Origin of the sequence: Variovorax paradoxus, from assembly GCF_024734665.1 — a bacterium.
GTDB lineage: Bacteria > Pseudomonadota > Gammaproteobacteria > Burkholderiales > Burkholderiaceae_C > Variovorax.
Genome location: NZ_CP102931.1, coordinates 5,628,228 through 5,643,886, shown reverse-complemented (window position 1 = coordinate 5,643,886; position 15,659 = coordinate 5,628,228). Strand labels below are relative to the sequence as shown.

Genomic DNA, 15,659 nt, shown 5'->3' with positions numbered 1-15,659 from the left:
CGTGTCGGCCAAAACCGGACGTGCGTCGGGGTCAGGGCCGTGAATCAGGCGGCCCTGGGCACCACATCGGCAAGCGCACGCAGCAGCGCCGCGGCGTTCACCGGCTTGAACAGCACCGGTACCCCGGAGGCGCGCACGTGCTGCAGCCGCTCGGGCGAGGTCTCGCCGGTCACCAGCATCAGCGGCGCCTGCAGCCCGAAGCGGCGCTGCAGCCTCAGGCCGACGTCGAGGCCGTTGTCGCCGTTGGAAAGGCGGTAGTCGCACATCAGCAGTGCGAAGGGCCGCTCCTGCACATCGGGCCGGCCCAGCACCTCGACGGCTTCGGTTTCGTCGGCCACCGCGTCCACGGCCAGGTCGTGGGCGTGGAAGAGGCCGGTCATGGCCTCGCGGATCTCGGCTTCGTCGTCTATCAGCAGGATGCGTGCGCGTGTCGCATGGATCATCGCCTCGGGCGAAGCAGCGGTGCTGCGGAAAGCTGCGGCCGGCTCGACGTCGGCCACCAGGGGCGCGGCGGCCGGCAGCTGGATGCGGAAGCGCGAGCCACCGCCCAGGCGCGACTTCACCTGCACCGGATGCTGCAGCAGGCGCGAGAGCCGCTGCACGATCGACAGGCCGATGCCCAGGCCCTGCGCGCGGTCGCGGCCCGGGTTCTGCACCTGGTAGTACTCCTCGAACACGCGCTCGTGCTGCTCGGGCGCGATGCCGATGCCGGTGTCGAGCACTTCGATCCACACCATGTTTCCGCGCGAACGGGCCCGCACGGCAACGCCGCCGCGTGCCGTGTACTTCAGCGCGTTGTCGACGAGGTTCGAGAGCATGCGGTACAGCAACTGCGGATCGCTGCGCACCCACAGGCCGCTGGCGCGCACCCGCAGCTGAAGCTGCCGTTGCTCAGCCTGCGCTGCGAACATGTGGTTGAGCGAGCGGAACAGCGCATCCAGTGACACGGGCCCGACGGCCGGCATGACCACGCCAGCGTCGAGGCGCGAAACGTCGAGCATGGTGTCGAGCGAACTGCCCAGCGCGTTCACCGCACGCATCAGCCGCTGCGCGTTGCGCCCGCCGTGGTGCTCGCGCAGCTCGTTTTCGAGCGCGGCGCCGAACAGGGCGATGGCATGCAGCGGCTGGCGCAGGTCATGGCTGGCGGTGGCGAGAAAGCGCGTCTTCTCGGCGCTGGCGCGTTCGGCGACGGCAATCTGCTTGCCGAGCTGCGCGGCCAGCGCCTCGTTCTCGAAGCGCAGCACCAGCGAGTCGGTCAGCAGCTTGTGCTGCTGGTCGCCCACGCGCAGCGTGAACAGCAGGTAGCCCAGGCTGAACACTGCGAGGAAGAAGTGCAGGGCATCGCCCTGCCAGGCCAGCGCGGCGATCAGGCTGAGCATCATCGGCAGGGTGTAGCCGTACAGCGCCGGCTTGAGCGGCCACAGCAACTGCATGGCCCGGGCGCAACTGCCGATGATGACCACCGTTACCACCGAAGTCACGGGCAGGTCGCCGGCCGAGATGAAGAGCAGCGGTGCGGTGGCCGTGGCCATGCTCACGGCCGTGACGGTGCGCGAATGCCAGCGCGCCCAGCGCGTGGTGTCCGCGAGCGGCACGCCGTCGTGCCAGCGCGGCATGAAGAAGAGGACGAGGCCGAACGACAGGTGGGCCGCCATCCAGCCCAGGATCCACAGGCGCGGCTGGTGCACGTACATGGCCGCGCCGAGCGCCGCGCCGAGGCCGAAGTGCACGAACACCGACGCGTTGTAAGCCGCGTACACCGAGGCCACGTGCTCGCGCAGCACGCGCAGCGACAGGTCGTCCGGCCCGGCGGACAGAGGCGGGGAAGCGTCGGATTCGAGTGCGGGCTTCGGCGCGGTGGCATTCACCCGGTCGATGCTATCGGCCGGGTCTGCTCCGGGAAGTGCCAGAAGTCATGCCCTGGCGGGTAGCGATGCGGCGACGGCTTCGACCCGGGCCCGATGGATCGCGTCGCCGATCTTCGGGCCGGTGGCGCCGGACTGCTGGGCGGCTTTGGCCACCACGTCGGTGGCCACGGCCGCTGCCGTCGCCAGCACGGCGAGCAGGCGCTCACGCTGCGGGTAGGGCGCATCGCCGGAGCCGGGCCGGCCGCGCGAGTCACATTCGCAGGCCAGCAGCACCTCGGCGAAGCGCGCGGGCTTGCGGAAGGCGTCGCAGCGCTCCAGCAGGCGCACCAGCCCCGTGGCGTCGAGTGCGTCGCTGCCGTCGATGTGGCCGTGCTCGCGCGCCACCACCTCGGCCAGTTCGCGGATGTCCAGCGGCACGCGCCAGCGGTCGCACACCTGCTGCAGCTGCTTGACGCTCTCGTTGCGCATGAGGCAGGCGAAGCGCACCGCCAGCGAGGCCTGCAGGCGGGCGCTGGCATCGATGACAGCCATCGTCGCTTGCGTGCCGCCATCGAGCTCGGGCAGCAGCACGGCCAGCGCACCGCATTCGCGCAGCACCTCGAACATGCGCGAGGGGCGTGTTTCCATCAGGCCGCGCGACAGCTCCTGCCACACGCGCTCGGCCACCAGCGCATCGACCTCGCCGGCGGCGACCATCTCGCGCATCAGCGCCATGGTTTCGGGGGCGACGCTGAAGTCGTCGAAGCGGGCGGCGAAGCGCGCCACGCGCAGGATGCGCACCGGGTCTTCGCGGAAGGCCTCGGTCACGTGGCGCAGCACCTTGTCGCGCAGGTCGCGCTGGCCATGGAAGGGGTCGGCCAGCGTGGCGGGCGTGGGGTCGAAGCGGCCGTCGGCGCTCACCAGTTCGGCCGGCAGCGCAATGGCGTTGACAGTCAGGTCGCGGCGCGCGAGGTCTTGCTCCAGCGTGACGTCGGGCGCGGCATGCACCGTGAAGCCGCGGTAGCCAGGCGCGCTCTTGCGCTCGGTGCGGGCCAGCGCGTATTCCTCGCGCGTCTCGGGGTGCAGGAACACCGGAAAGTCGCGTCCCACGGGCAGGTAGCCGCGGGCCACCATTTCTTCGGGCGTGGCCCCGACCACCAGCCAGTCATGGTCGGACACCGGCCGCTGCAGCAGGCGGTCGCGAAGTGCACCTCCAACGAGAAAAATTTTCATAAGTGCAGTGTAGGGATACTCCCGGTACCAAAAAATAGAACGGTCGTTCGATAATCCTCGGAGCGGACCGGGAAATCGTTCGTTCATCGGACGAAATTCAGCGGCAGTCACAAGTCGACGCCCGCATCCGCAGAGGGATATGTCAACCAAAGGAGCAATTCACATCATGAAGAAAACAATGTTTGCGCTGGCGGCTCTGGGTGCCTTGGCATCCGGAAGCGCGATGGCGCAGCAGGCGGGCGACTGGGTCGTCGGCGCGGGCTGGTTCCATCTGTCACCACAGGATTCCAGCAAGCCGCTGACCGTGACCTCGCCGATCCCGGCCGTTCTGGCCGGTTCGGGCGCCAGCGTGAGCGATTCCGACACCCTGGGCCTCAACGCCACCTATTTCCTCGACAGCCACTGGGCGGTGGAAGGCGTGTTCGGCGTGCCGCCGAAGTTCAAGCTCAACGGCACCGGCACGCTCGGCCGCGTGGGCCAACTCGGCGAGGCGCGCCAGTGGAGCCCGACGATCCTGGGCAAGTACTTCTTCAACGAGGGCACCGACGCCTTCCGTCCGTTCGTGGGCCTGGGCGCCACCTACGTCTGGTACAGCGACGTCAAGCTGACCTCGAACCTGCAGGGCGCGCTGGCCAGCCAGTTCCACCAGTCGCCGCTTGCCGTCAACACCACGGCCAAGCTCGACAGCTCGTTCGCGCCGGTGATCAACGTGGGTGCGGCCTACCAGTTCGACAAGCACTGGGGCGTCTCGTTCTCGGTGTCGTACATCCCGCTGAAGACCAAGGCCAAGCTGACCACGACCTCGATCTACGGCCTGCCGGTGGCCAACAGCGAGGCCAGCCTGAAGCTGAACCCGATCGTCACGTACGTGGCAGCAACCTACAGGTTCTGATCCGCCCCGCCTGCTTCGAAGACCCTAGCGCCCCGTGCGATAGGGCTCTTCGAACTGCAGGAAATCTTTCTCCGCCAGTGCATCGTCGATCCAGGCCTTGACGCCCGGCAGCGCCTGCACGCGCTCGATGTAGGCCGTGATGTGCGCCGGCACCGGCAGGCCATAGGTCTTGATGCGCGTGCCGATGGGGGCGAAGTAGGCGTCGGCGACGCCGAATTCGGCACCGAACAGCATCGGGCCGCCATGCGCGTCGAGCAGGCCGCTCCACATCTGCACGATGCGTGCGAGGTCGCTGGCGACTTCGGGCACTTCCTTCAGCAGCCGAGCGCCCACCTCGGGCAGCGAGGCCTCGATGTTCATGCCGCAATGGTTGCGCAGGCCGCCGAAGCCCGAGTGCATCTCGGCGCAGACGCTGCGGGCGCGCGCACGATCGGCTACCGATTGGGGCCAGAGCTGCTTTTCGGGGAAGGTCTCGGCGAGGTATTCGGCGATGGCCAGCGTGTCCCAGACGACGAGGCCGTCGTCCACCAGCACTGGCACCTTGGCCACCGGGTTCAGCGCGGCGATGGTGTGCTTGAACTGCGAATCGGCCTCGAACGAATCGAAGCGCACCACGACTTCCTCGAAGTCGATGCCGGCCTGCTTCATCAGCACCCAGGGCCGCATGGACCACGACGAGTAGTTCTTGTTGCCGACATAAAGCTTGCGCATGAGAGGGATCTCCGGTCCGTTGCGGGGGTTCAAAAACAGGGTCTTCGATGCTAGCCGGGCGCGGCGCGGCGATTGATGCCGAAGGCGGCGCGAATTGATGCGGTAGCGTGCTCAGCGCTCGCGGGTGTCGTCGTTCTTCTTCGGACCGGCCACGCGCTCGATCACGCTCACCAGGCGCGGCACCAGCGCCAGCACGGCGAGTGCCAGCAGCGAGCTCACCACGGCTGTCACCTCGCGACCGAGCCCACAGGCCATGCCGATGGCAGCCGTCATCCACAAGCCCGCGGCCGTGGTCAGGCCCTGCACGTGGCTCTCGTCCTTGCCTTGCTTGAGGATGGTGCCGGCGCACAGGAAACCCACGCCCGCCACAAGCCCCTGGATCACGCGGCTCATGTCGGCCGGCACGATGCCGGTCTGCTGCGGGATCAGCACGAACATCGCCGAGCCGATGGCCACCAGCATGTGGGTGCGCACGCCGGCCGCCTTGCCTTGCTGCTCGCGCTCGAAGCCGAGCACGAAGCCCAGTGCGCCGGCGAGCGTGAGGCGCAGCACGATGCGGGTGAGTTGCGCGACGTCGCTCACGTCCGAGAACTCGGATGCGAGGGTGTCGAGCACCTCGTCGCGCCAACTCATCTCAGGGGAGGTCCTTGTTGGGCTCCGGCTCGGCCGCATCGCGCGGGCCAATGCGCCCCAGGCGTTCCTTCAGCGATTGCGGCCGGCCGCTGATGATGGCCGCGTAGTTGGTGGTGTTGGCCAGCACCTTCTTCACGTAGTCGCGCGTTTCGTTGAACGGCACGTTCTCCGCCCAGATGGCGGCGTCGATCACCGGGCCGTTGCGCCAGCTGCGCGGGCGCCCCGGGCCGGCGTTGTAGGCGGCGGCGGCCAGCGCCATCGAACCGTCGAAGTCGTCGAGTGCGAGCTTCAGGTAGTTGGTGCCGATGGTGATGTTGGTCTCGCGGTCGTTGATCTGGCCGGGTGAGAAGTCGTTCATGCCGATCTTGCGGGCCGTCCAGCGCGCGGTGGCGGGCATGACCTGCATCAGGCCCGAGGCGCCGACGCCCGACCGTGCGTCCATGATGAAGCGGCTTTCCTGGCGGATCAGGCCGTAGACGTAGGCCGGGTCGAGGCCGATGTCCTGGCTCTTGCGCAGCACCGTGTCGTGGAAGGGCATGGGAAAGCGCTGCTCCACGTCGACCACGCCCTTGGTGCGCTCGCTGGTGTTGATGCAGCGGTCCCACACCTCGCGCTGGCAGGCGAAATCGGCCGCGGCCAGCAGCGCGCGGTCGTCCATGCCGCCCTTGTCGTGCAGGTTGGTGGCGTAGTTCCACTCGCGCGTGCCTTCGGAGCGCAGGCCGATGGCGATGGCGTAGAGGCCGCGGGCGAGCGCCGGATTGTTGCGCGCGGCGGCTTTTTCCTCGGGCGTGAGGGGGTCGGGGCGCGTGGGCACCACGGTGCGCTGGCCGAGTTCTTCGAGCGCCAGCATCTCGTAGAAGCCGCGCGAGCCGGCGATGCTCTGGTAGAGATCACGGGCCTGCGCACGGCGTTCGTCGCCGCCGGCGCTGGCCAGGGCGCGGGCCTTCCAGTAGACCCAGGTTGGCTCGAGCTGGGCGGTTTCGCTCATGGCGTTGATGGCGGGCGCCACCTCCTTCCACTGGCCGGCGCGCAGGGCGGCGCGCACGCGCCAGCCGAGCATGTCGTCGGACAGGTCGCTGTTCTTGGTGACGTTGGCGTAATAAGTGCCGGCCTGCGGCCAGAGCTTCAGCGCTGCGGCGCGGCCGATGGTGCCCCAGAGCCAGTTGCGCTCTTCGGCGGAGAGCATCGGGCCCCACTTGCTGTCGAGCTGCGAGGCGGCGAGTTCGGGGTCAGCAATGCCGATCTTGATGAGCGCAAGCACCACCAGTTCCTTGCGCGACTTGGCGGCCACGAAGGCGCGGCCTGTCAGGAACTTGGCCGAGCTGGCATTGAGCTCCTCGAACAGCGGCAGCGCATCGGGCGCTGCGATGGTGACGGCGGCGCGCGCGGCCTGCGGGCGGTTGGCCTCGATGGCCAGGCGCGCTTTCTTCCAGGCGTCGTTGGTCGACATCAGGCGGGCGGCGACCATGCGGTCGGCGGCGGTGAGGCAGCCGTCGTCCAGGTCTTTCTGGGCGAACCAGTTGCGGCGCACTTCGTCGGCCTGTGCCTGCGTGGCGGTGCCGGTGCGCAGCGAGTCGACCAGGACCGCGTAGCAGCGCACCTGCGCGTCGTCGCCCATGCGGAAGCCGTCTACCGAGGCGGTGAAGTTGTCCCAGTCGCGGCGCTGGCCGAGCAGCAGCAGCCAGTCGTTGCGCAGGCGGTCTTCCTGGTAGGTGCCGGGGTAGCGCGCGAAAAAGTCTTGCACTTCGTTGGCGGGGGCGTCCTGCAGGCGCGCCTTGAGTTCCCAGTAGGCGGCCCAGGGTTCCAGCGCATGGCCTCGGGCTTGCGGCAGCAGGGCGGTCAGGCGGGCCTTGTCGCCGCGCTGGAAGGCCTGCTTCATCTGGATCAGCACGTCGTCGTTGGTGTTGCTCTGGGCGGCTGCAGGTTGCTGCGACAGCAACGCGGCGAGGGCAAGAACAGTGGAAAAAACGAGTGCGGGTGCCGTGTTGCGCGGGTTGACGCGCGGGCGATGGCGCTTGGGTGCCAAAATGCTTGGGAACTGCATCGGGGGATTATGGACAAGTCAAAGGGTGCCGACACTTCGGCAACGGCGAGTTTTCTTAAGGAACAGTTGAGGAAGGCACTCATCGAGCAACGTCTTGCGATGCCCGACCGGCTGACACGCGCAGACCTTTTGCAGCGCGTGATGCGGATCTGGCTGGTCGGCCGGCCCGACACCGTGATCGGCGCCTACTGGCCCATCAAGGGCGAGTTCGATCCGCTGCCCGCCCTGCACCGCTGGAAGGAAGACGGCGAACTCATGGAAGAGACGCAGCGCCGGCGCATCGGACTGCCGGTGATCGACAAAGTCCACAAGACCCTGACCTTCCATGCCTGGTATCCGGGCTGCCAGATGGAAGAAGACGCCTACGGCATCCCCAAGCCCAAGGACACCGAGCTGATCGTGCCAACCCTGCTGTTCGTGCCCTGCGTGGGCTACAGCGCGGGCGGCTACCGGCTGGGCTACGGTGGCGGTTTCTACGACCGCACGCTGGCGGCGCTGGAGCCGAGGCCGTTCACGGTGGGGCTGGGCTTCACCCACGGCTTTCTCGAAGACTTCGAGCCCGAGGCGCACGACCTGCCGCTCGACGCCATCCTCAACGACAACGGCGTGGTCTGGCCGACCAGCTGAGCTGTCGGCGTCAATCGATGTTGTCGACGGTGTCCGGGTCGGGCACCTCGCCGATGGTCTCGCGTGTGGTCTCGGACTGGAGCAGCAGCCAGTCGCAGAAGGCCCTGATCTCTGGCCGCAGCGCGCTGCGCGGCCCCGCAATGAGCCAGTAGGACATCGGCGAATCCATGCGGTGCTGCGGCAGCACCTCGACCAGGTCGCCGTTGGCCAGACTCTCGGCAATCAGCGAACTGCGCGCCAGCGTCACGCCCTGCCCGGTGAGGGCCGCCTGCACCATCTGGTAGGCGTAGTTGAAATAGAGCCAGCGCTTGGGCTGCGCGCGTTCCAGCCCGTTCACCTCGAACCAGCGGCGCCAGGTCAGCCATTCCAGGTGCGTGCGGTGCGCATCGCCGGCCTCGATCAGCGTGAACTGGGTGATGTCGGCAGGCGTCCTGATGGGCGGGCTGCTCTTCAGCAGCCAGGGGCTGGCCACCGGCGTCAGCGTTTCGCCGAACAGGCGCACCGCGCCGGCCGTCATGGACTCGCGCGGGCCGTAGCGCAGGGCGATGTCGACGTCGGCCACTTCGAGGTCGACCGCCACGTCGCTGGCGTCGATGCGGATGTCGATCTCGGGGTTGTCGCGCTGGAAGGCCTCCAGCCTCGGGATCAGCCACATCGAGGCGAACGAGGCAAAAGTGGTCAGCGACACGCTCTGCCGCCCCGCGCTCTGGCGGATCTGGCGCACGGCCGTGTCGATGCGCGGCAGCGACTGCTGCACCGCCAGCAGCAGCAAAGCCCCCGCGCTCGTGAGCTCCACCGCGCGCGTATGGCGCAGGAACAGGGCCACGCCCACCTCTTCTTCCAGCGACTGGATCTGGCGGCTCACGGCCGACTGGGTCAGCGCCATTTCTTCAGCTGCGGCGCGGAAGTTCAGGTGCCGGGCCACCGCCTCGAAGGCGCGCAGGTGCCCGGCGGAGATCGGACGGGAGCGCAGATGGGTTTGCGAATGTTGCATGGGTATGACTTTTCGGGGTCGCCTGGCGCCAGGATCGATTGATGCTGAACGCGCATCAGTAGGCTACCTCGTTTTCATTGGACCGCCAACGCCGTAGAAACGATCATTCATTCCCGAACTGCGCTATTGCCACTTTCTGACAAGCGCTTCGGCAAAGCCAAGGAGTTACATCATGTCCACCGCCGTCTGCACCACCGAATCGCTCTCGTCCCTGTCCGTTCCCGCCCGCACCGCCGCCGTTCCGCCGGCCGTTCGTCGTGGCGCCTGGCAGATCGCGCCCGGCGAGGCGATGAGCCTGAAGGCGCGGGCGGCCAGCATCCTGCGGGTCAAGCAGGGCCGGGTGTGGATCACACCCGATGCCACGCTCAAGAACCCCAGCGAAGACCTGGTGCTCGCACCCGGCGAATCGCTGACGGTGGCCGCGGGCCAGCGCATCGTCATGGAGGCGTGGGACGGCTACGGCGCGACCTACAGCTGGGACAACGCCTGATCGGCCGTCTACCCTCCATGTGCTCAAAGGGCGGCTCCGGCCGCCTTTTTCTTTTTCAGCCGTTGATGTCGAAGCTGGGCACCAGGGCCAGAAAGTGCCGCAGCGCCGCCTCGCCAATCAGCACATGCACGCCGGCCATCAGGTCGGGGCCTTCGCATTCGGCCAGCCCCATGCCGAAACCGCTGTAGCGCCGGGCCGCCAGCGGGGCTTCGTAGACCACCCTGACATCGACATGGCGCGGGTCTTCCTCGATCTGCTGCATCAGCGCGTTGATGGCTTCGGGCGGGCCTTCCAGGTGCTGGCAGAAACGCTGCCCGTCGAACACCAGCAGGCCGGTGATGTCGCGCTCCGCGTTGCGCATGCGCGCCCGGGAGGTGATCGAGCCCACGGTGCCCGGGGGCAGGTCCTGGGCGAGCGTGCTGCAATAGAGCACTTCGTAGAGCGGGAGCCTTGGTTCTTCTGTCATGCGTATTGGGGAGGAAAGCGGTGCGAAGTGTAGGCAGCCCCGGGACGCCGCGAAATGTCAAAAGACACAGGCGAAGCGCCTATAGTGAAGCGTGAAATTCGAGGACTACCCCGCTGCTGCAGCACCTCCCCAGGGCGCGAACTCGTGCGACCAGTGCGCATTGCGACGGCTCGATGCCTTCCTGCCGCCTTCCGGCGAAGAGTTGCAGGCCATCCAGTCTTTCCGCGTCGGCACCCGGCGCGTGGAGGCGGGCAGTTCGATCATCGACGAGCACCGGCCGAGCCCGCAGCTCTTCACCCTCTATTCAGGCTGGGCCTTTCGCTACAAGACGCTGAGCGACGGCCGGCGGCAGATACTGAGCTTTTTGCTGCCCGGCGATTTCCTCGGCCTGCAGGATGAGTTCGCCGAGGGCCAGACGCACGGCGTCGAGGCGGTGACCGACGTCACGCTGTGCGCCTTCTCGCGCGACCGGCTCTGGGACCTGTTCCATGCCCAGCCCAAGCTGGGCTACGACATCACCTGGCTTGCCGCGCGCGAGGAAAAGATGGTCGATGACAACCTCGTCACCACCGGCCGGCGCAATGCCGGCGAGCGCGTGGCCATGCTGCTGATGCACCTGTATCGCCGCGCACAGGGCGTGGGCATGGTGCGCGACGGCTGGGTCGAGTTTCCGTTCAACCAGCAGCACATCGCTGACGCGCTGGGGCTGTCGCTGGTGCACACCAACAAGACGCTGCGGCGGCTGCAGCGACTGGGGCTCTACAAGATCGACGCCGGCTGGCTGCGCATCATGGAGCCGCACGCGCTGGAAACGCTGGGCGACTACTTCGAGCGCCCGATGCGGCCGACGCCAATGATCTGATCTGCCACAAGGCCTTCAGCGCGTGGCCACCAACTGGCGCAGGTCGTTTTCGTAGGCCTGCAGCCGGCGCACCGCCTGCGCGCGCTGGCTGGCAGTGGTGTCGTTGTGCAGCGCCGCCGTGTTGCGGCAGCCCTCCTGCAGCAGGGCCTGCTGCTGGTCGCGCCAGGGTCCGGGCGGCGGTTCGGCGATGCGCTGGATGTAGCCATGCAGCGCGGCGCGCGCTTCGGCCGGCGACGGCTTGCTGGCCACGAAGCCGCGCAGCAGCACCAGCGCCTCCTGTTGGCGCTTGCGGCGCTCGGCGTCCGCCAGCCGTGGGTCGAACACCGACTGCGCGACCTGCTGCCTCAGCAGATCGCGCTGCTCCGTGCTGAGCCGGCCATAGAAGTCTTCGGTGCGGTCGAGGAACTGGTCGTAGCGCTTTTCCTGCACCTGCGCCGGGGTGCGGTCGAGCCAGTCCTTGCGGTACTCGGCGTTGTTCTTCGCATATTTGCGCTCCAGCTGTTGCAGCTGCGCGTCGGTCAGGCTCAGCGCCAGCTCGGTGCCGGCGGGCTCGGCGCGTTCGGTCACGGCCAGCAGGCGCTCGCGGACGCGGTCGGCCATGGCGCAGACCTGCGCCGGCGTCACCTCGCCCGGCGCCAGCGCCTGCGCCTCCTGCAGCAGCGAGGCGATGCGCGGCAGCTCGTTCTGGCGGTGCCAGGCCAGCAGCTGGTCGAGCTCGTCGCGCACCTTCGGGGTCTGCGCGCCGTCGAAGTCCAGGTAGCCGTCGAGCCACCAATAGCTCACCGTGGGCAGGTTGTTGTAGGCCAGCTTGATCGCGCTGCAGGCGCCCAGGGCGGCGGCGATGAGCAGCACGCCGATAATTCGCGCCACTGCAGCGCAACGAAATCGGGAAGAAAAACGCATGAATCAGACTCCGCAACAAGACAGCCGGGGGCCGGTCGACGTCGTCATCATGGCGGCCGGCAAGGGCACGCGCATGAAAAGCAGACTGCCCAAAGTGTTGCATCGATTGGGTGGCCGCGCATTGCTGGCCCACGTGGCGGGCACCGCCGCACGCATCGGCGCGCGCGACGTGGTGGTCATCACCGGCCACGGCGCGGCCGAAGTCGAGGCCTCGCTGGCCGGCGGCATCGAGGGCGCCACCCTGCGCTTTGCGCGCCAGGAGCCGCAACTCGGCACCGGCCACGCGGTGCAGCAAGCCGCGCCACTGCTGCCGGACGACGGCACGGTGGTCGTGCTGTCGGGCGACGTGCCGCTGATCGGCGAAGACACGCTGCGCGCGCTCATCGCGGCCAGCGCGGGCAGCAAGCTGGCACTGCTGACCATCGAATTCGACGACCCGAGCGGCTACGGCCGCGTCATCCGCGCGGCGGGTCAGGGCGAGGTCACAGCAATCGTCGAGCACAAGGACGCCACCGAAGCGCAGCGCGCCGTGCGCGAGATCTACAGCGGCGTGATGGCCGTGCCCGCACGCCTGCTCAAGGGCTGGCTCGCGCGGCTGGACAACAAGAACGCCCAGGGCGAGTACTACCTGACCGACGTGGTGAAGTTCGCCGCCGCCGACGGCGTGCCCGTGGTTGCGCACATCACCACCGACGCATTGCAGGTGGCCGGCATCAACAGCCCGGCCCAGCTCGCGGCGCTCGAACGCGCCTGGCAACTGCGCCAGGCGAACGCGCTGATGGAGCAGGGCGTGCGCCTGGCCGACCCGGCACGCTTCGACCTGCGCGGCACGCTCGAATGCGCGGCCGACGTGGAGATCGACGTCAACTGCGTGTTCGAAGGCGCGGTGTCGCTGGGCGAGGGCGTGCGCATCGGCGCGAACTGCGTCATTGCCAATGCGCGTATCGAGGCGGGCGCGGTGATCCATCCGTTCACGCATATCGAAGGCGAAAAGGCCGGCGTGACGGTGGGCGCGGGCTCGCTCATCGGCCCCTTCGCGCGGCTGCGGCCCGGCGCGCAACTGGGCGCGGAGGTGCACATCGGCAACTTCGTCGAGGTCAAGAACTCGACGCTGGCCGCCGGCGCCAAGGCCAACCACCTGGCCTACCTGGGCGACGCCACCGTGGGCGAGCGCGTGAACTACGGCGCGGGCAGCATCACCGCCAACTACGACGGCGCCAACAAGCACCGCACAGTGATCGGCGACGACGTGCATGTGGGCAGCAACTGCGTGCTGGTGGCGCCCATCACCATCGGTGCGGGCGGCACCATCGGCGGCGGCTCGACCATCAACAAGTCGACCGAGCCGGGCGCGCTGACCGTGGCGCGAGGCAAGCAGGTGAGCTTTTCGAACTGGAAGCGTCCGCAGAAGAAGCCGAAGGCCTGACGGTTCTCAGGCAGGGGGTGCCAGCGGCACCCTGGGCTCGAACTTTGCGCGCTTCAGGCTGAAGAAGGCCTTGACGTTGCGCACGTTCGCGTCGGCCGTGAACAGGCGCTGCGTGAGCGCGCCGTAGTCGGGCATGTCGCGTGCGGCCACGATCAGCACGAAGTCCGGGCCGGGCGACACGCGCCAGCACTGCTGCACTGCGTCGTCGGCGATGACGCGGGCCTCGAAGGCGTCGAGCGAGGCGGCGTCCTGTCGGTCGAGCGAGATTTCGATCACCGCCTGCAGGCCGTGGCCCAACGCCGCGGCGAGCCGGTCGGGCGACAGCAGTGCGACCTGGCGTTCGATCAGGCCTTCTTCTCGCAGCCGTTGCACGCGGCGCAGGCAGGTGGGCGGGGAAATGCCGACGTCGGCGGCCAGGCGCTGATTGGTCTGCGAGGCGTCGCGCTGGAGGGCGTCGAGCAGGCGCAGGTCGATTGAATCCAGGGAGATTGATTCCATATTTAAATAAATTATGGAATAAAAGTCCAAATCAAGGAAATGAAGAAATAAAAGTCCGAAATCCATGAAACTTCGAATGCATATTTCTTTCGTGCCTTCCTACCATCGAGGCTCTTCTTCATTCAAAGGCAGCTCACCATGTGCGGCATCGTCGGGGCAGCGTCCCATCGCAACATCGTTCCGGTCCTGGTCCAGGGCCTTCAGCGGCTCGAATACCGCGGCTATGACTCGTGCGGCGTGGCGGTGCATGCCGGCGGCCTGACGCGGGCGCGCACCACTTCGCGCGTGGCCGACCTCGTGGCGCAGGTGCGCGACGACAAGGTCGAGGGCCTCACCGGCATCGCCCACACGCGCTGGGCCACGCACGGCGCACCGGCCGTGCACAACGCGCACCCGCATTTCAGCCACGGCCCCGGCGCCGATGCGCAGACCGCGCGGCCGGGCCGCATCGCGCTCGTGCACAACGGCATCATCGAAAACCACGAAACGCTGCGTGCCGCGCTCGAAGCCAAGGGCTATGCCTTCGAGAGCCAGACCGACACCGAAGTCATCGCCCACTTGGTCGACAGCCTCTACGACGGCGACCTGTTCGAAGCCGTGAAAGCTGCCGTGCTGCAGCTGCACGGCGCCTACGCCATCGCCGTGATCTGCCGCGACGAGCCGCAGCGCGTGGTCGGTGCGCGTGCGGGCTCGCCGCTGATCCTCGGCGCCGGCAAGGACGGCGCAGAGAACTTCCTCGCCAGCGACGCGATGGCCCTGGCCGGCGTGACCGACCAGATCGTCTATCTGGAAGAAGGCGACGTGGTCGACGTGCAGCCGGGCAAGTACTGGATCGTCGACAAGAACCACAAGCCGGTCACGCGCCAGGTGCGCACCGTGCTCGCCCACAGCGGCGCGGCCGAGCTCGGCCCGTACCGCCACTACATGCAGAAGGAAATCTTCGAGCAGCCGCGCGCCATCGGCGACACGCTCGAAGGCGTGGCAGGCATCGTGCCCGAGCTGTTCGACGGCATTGGGCAGGACGGTGCGACCGGCGCCAGTGCCTACCGCGTGTTCCAGGACATCGACAAGATCCTCATCCTCGCCTGCGGCACCAGCTACTACAGCGGCTGCACCGCCAAGTACTGGCTCGAAGGCATCGCGAAGATTTCCACGCAGGTCGAGATCGCCAGCGAATACCGCTACCGCGACTCCGTGCCCGACCCGAAGACGCTGGTCGTCACCATCAGCCAGTCGGGCGAAACCGCCGACACGCTGGCCGCGCTGAAGCATGCGCGCTCGCTCGGCATGGAGCAGACGCTGACCATCTGCAACGTGGCCACCAGCGCGATGGTGCGCGAGTGCAAGCTGGCGTACATCACGCGCGCAGGCGTCGAAATCGGCGTCGCTTCGACCAAGGCCTTCACCACGCAGCTCGCGGGCCTCTTCCTGCTCACGCTCGCCATCGCGCAGGCCAAGGGCCGGCTGAGCGACGCCGACGAGGCGCGCTACCTGAAGGAAATGCGCCACCTGCCCGTCGCGCTGCAGTCGGTGCTGGCGCTGGAGCCGCAGATCATCGGCTGGGCCGAAGACTTCGCGCGCAAGGACAACGCGCTGTTCCTCGGCCGCGGGCTGCACTACCCGATCGCGCTCGAAGGCGCGCTCAAGCTCAAGGAAGTGACCTACATCCACGCCGAGGCCTACGCCGCCGGCGAACTCAAGCACGGCCCGCTCGCGCTGGTGACGAGCGAGATGCCCGTGGTGGCGGTGGCGCCGAACGACGCGCTGCTCGAAAAGCTCAAGAGCAACCTGCAGGAAGTGCGCGCGCGCGGCGGCGTGCTCTACGTGCTGGCCGACGGCGACACCAAGATCAAGAGCAGCGACGGGCTGCACGTGATCCGCATGCCCGAGCACTACGGCGCGCTGTCGCCGATCCTGCACGTGGTGCCGCTGCAGCTACTGGCGTATCACACGGCATGCGCGCGGGGGACCGATGTCGACAAGCCGCGCAACTTGGCGAAGAGCGTGACTGTGGAGTGATTCAAGAGCGCTGG

The 15,659-nt window shown here is 67.9% G+C and carries 15 protein-coding genes; 6 read left to right on the top strand and 9 right to left on the bottom strand.

What is annotated here, in order from left to right:
- Positions 1-44: 44 nt before the first annotated feature.
- Both NWF24_RS26625 and NWF24_RS26620 read right to left on the bottom strand, forming a co-directional pair.
- Positions 45-1,868 (bottom strand): ATP-binding response regulator, encoded by a 1,824-nt coding sequence (locus NWF24_RS26625; RefSeq protein WP_258351169.1) that lies wholly within the window; start codon positions 1,866-1,868, stop codon positions 45-47.
- Between the two features lie 45 nt (positions 1,869-1,913).
- A complete protein-coding gene (locus tag NWF24_RS26620) occupies positions 1,914-3,080 on the bottom strand; it encodes a multifunctional CCA tRNA nucleotidyl transferase/2'3'-cyclic phosphodiesterase/2'nucleotidase/phosphatase (RefSeq protein ID WP_258351168.1) in 1,167 nt (388 codons plus the stop codon).
- Between the two features lie 166 nt (positions 3,081-3,246).
- Here NWF24_RS26620 and NWF24_RS26615 point away from each other — a divergent pair, with 166 nt between their 5' ends.
- Positions 3,247-3,972, top strand: coding sequence for an OmpW/AlkL family protein (locus tag NWF24_RS26615; protein ID WP_258351167.1), 726 nt, complete (start codon positions 3,247-3,249; stop codon positions 3,970-3,972).
- A gap of 24 nt (positions 3,973-3,996) precedes the next feature.
- Here NWF24_RS26615 and NWF24_RS26610 read toward each other — a convergent pair whose 3' ends face one another.
- The 3 genes from NWF24_RS26610 to NWF24_RS26600 form a co-directional block, all read right to left on the bottom strand.
- The gene (locus NWF24_RS26610; RefSeq protein ID WP_258351166.1) at positions 3,997-4,683 is read right to left on the bottom strand and encodes a glutathione S-transferase family protein; all 687 of its coding nucleotides are present in this window, start codon (positions 4,681-4,683) and stop codon (positions 3,997-3,999) included.
- A gap of 111 nt (positions 4,684-4,794) precedes the next feature.
- Entirely contained in the window at positions 4,795-5,316 is a 522-nt protein-coding gene (locus NWF24_RS26605; RefSeq protein ID WP_258351165.1) for an MgtC/SapB family protein, read from the bottom strand.
- 1 nt (position 5,317) lies between these two features.
- On the bottom strand, positions 5,318-7,360 hold the full coding sequence (locus NWF24_RS26600; protein WP_258351164.1) for a lytic transglycosylase domain-containing protein: 2,043 nt from the start codon (positions 7,358-7,360) through the stop codon (positions 5,318-5,320).
- A 9-nt stretch (positions 7,361-7,369) separates the two neighbouring features.
- On the opposite strand from NWF24_RS26600, the gene NWF24_RS26595 reads away from it, so the two are divergent.
- Complete coding sequence (locus NWF24_RS26595) at positions 7,370-7,987, top strand: 5-formyltetrahydrofolate cyclo-ligase (protein ID WP_093056112.1); 618 nt, start codon at positions 7,370-7,372, stop codon at positions 7,985-7,987.
- A gap of 10 nt (positions 7,988-7,997) precedes the next feature.
- Here NWF24_RS26595 and NWF24_RS26590 read toward each other — a convergent pair whose 3' ends face one another.
- A complete protein-coding gene (locus tag NWF24_RS26590) occupies positions 7,998-8,981 on the bottom strand; it encodes a LysR substrate-binding domain-containing protein (protein WP_258351163.1) in 984 nt (327 codons plus the stop codon).
- 172 nt (positions 8,982-9,153) lie between these two features.
- Between NWF24_RS26590 and NWF24_RS26585 the strand changes: the two genes are divergently transcribed.
- Positions 9,154-9,471, top strand: a complete 318-nt coding sequence (locus NWF24_RS26585) for a DUF2917 domain-containing protein (protein WP_093056107.1) — start codon at positions 9,154-9,156, stop codon at positions 9,469-9,471.
- A gap of 55 nt (positions 9,472-9,526) precedes the next feature.
- On the opposite strand, the gene NWF24_RS26580 is transcribed toward NWF24_RS26585, so the two are convergent.
- Complete coding sequence (locus tag NWF24_RS26580; RefSeq protein WP_258351162.1) at positions 9,527-9,937, bottom strand: BLUF domain-containing protein; 411 nt, start codon at positions 9,935-9,937, stop codon at positions 9,527-9,529.
- A 91-nt stretch (positions 9,938-10,028) separates the two neighbouring features.
- On the opposite strand from NWF24_RS26580, the gene NWF24_RS26575 reads away from it, so the two are divergent.
- The gene (locus NWF24_RS26575) at positions 10,029-10,799 is read left to right on the top strand and encodes a Crp/Fnr family transcriptional regulator (RefSeq protein WP_258351161.1); all 771 of its coding nucleotides are present in this window, start codon (positions 10,029-10,031) and stop codon (positions 10,797-10,799) included.
- Between the two features lie 15 nt (positions 10,800-10,814).
- Here the strand turns inward: NWF24_RS26575 and NWF24_RS26570 are convergent, their stop codons facing one another.
- Positions 10,815-11,669: a DUF6279 family lipoprotein gene (locus tag NWF24_RS26570; protein WP_258351160.1), complete on the bottom strand. Its 855-nt coding sequence runs from the start codon at positions 11,667-11,669 to the stop codon at positions 10,815-10,817.
- 31 nt (positions 11,670-11,700) lie between these two features.
- On the opposite strand from NWF24_RS26570, the gene glmU reads away from it, so the two are divergent.
- Entirely contained in the window at positions 11,701-13,128 is a 1,428-nt protein-coding gene (gene glmU, locus NWF24_RS26565; RefSeq protein ID WP_258351159.1) for a bifunctional UDP-N-acetylglucosamine diphosphorylase/glucosamine-1-phosphate N-acetyltransferase GlmU, read from the top strand.
- A gap of 6 nt (positions 13,129-13,134) precedes the next feature.
- On the opposite strand, the gene NWF24_RS26560 is transcribed toward glmU, so the two are convergent.
- The gene (locus NWF24_RS26560) at positions 13,135-13,626 is read right to left on the bottom strand and encodes an Lrp/AsnC family transcriptional regulator (protein ID WP_258351158.1); all 492 of its coding nucleotides are present in this window, start codon (positions 13,624-13,626) and stop codon (positions 13,135-13,137) included.
- A 138-nt stretch (positions 13,627-13,764) separates the two neighbouring features.
- On the opposite strand from NWF24_RS26560, the gene glmS reads away from it, so the two are divergent.
- Positions 13,765-15,645, top strand: a complete 1,881-nt coding sequence (glmS, locus tag NWF24_RS26555; protein ID WP_093056097.1) for a glutamine--fructose-6-phosphate transaminase (isomerizing) — start codon at positions 13,765-13,767, stop codon at positions 15,643-15,645.
- Positions 15,646-15,659 lie beyond the last annotated feature (14 nt).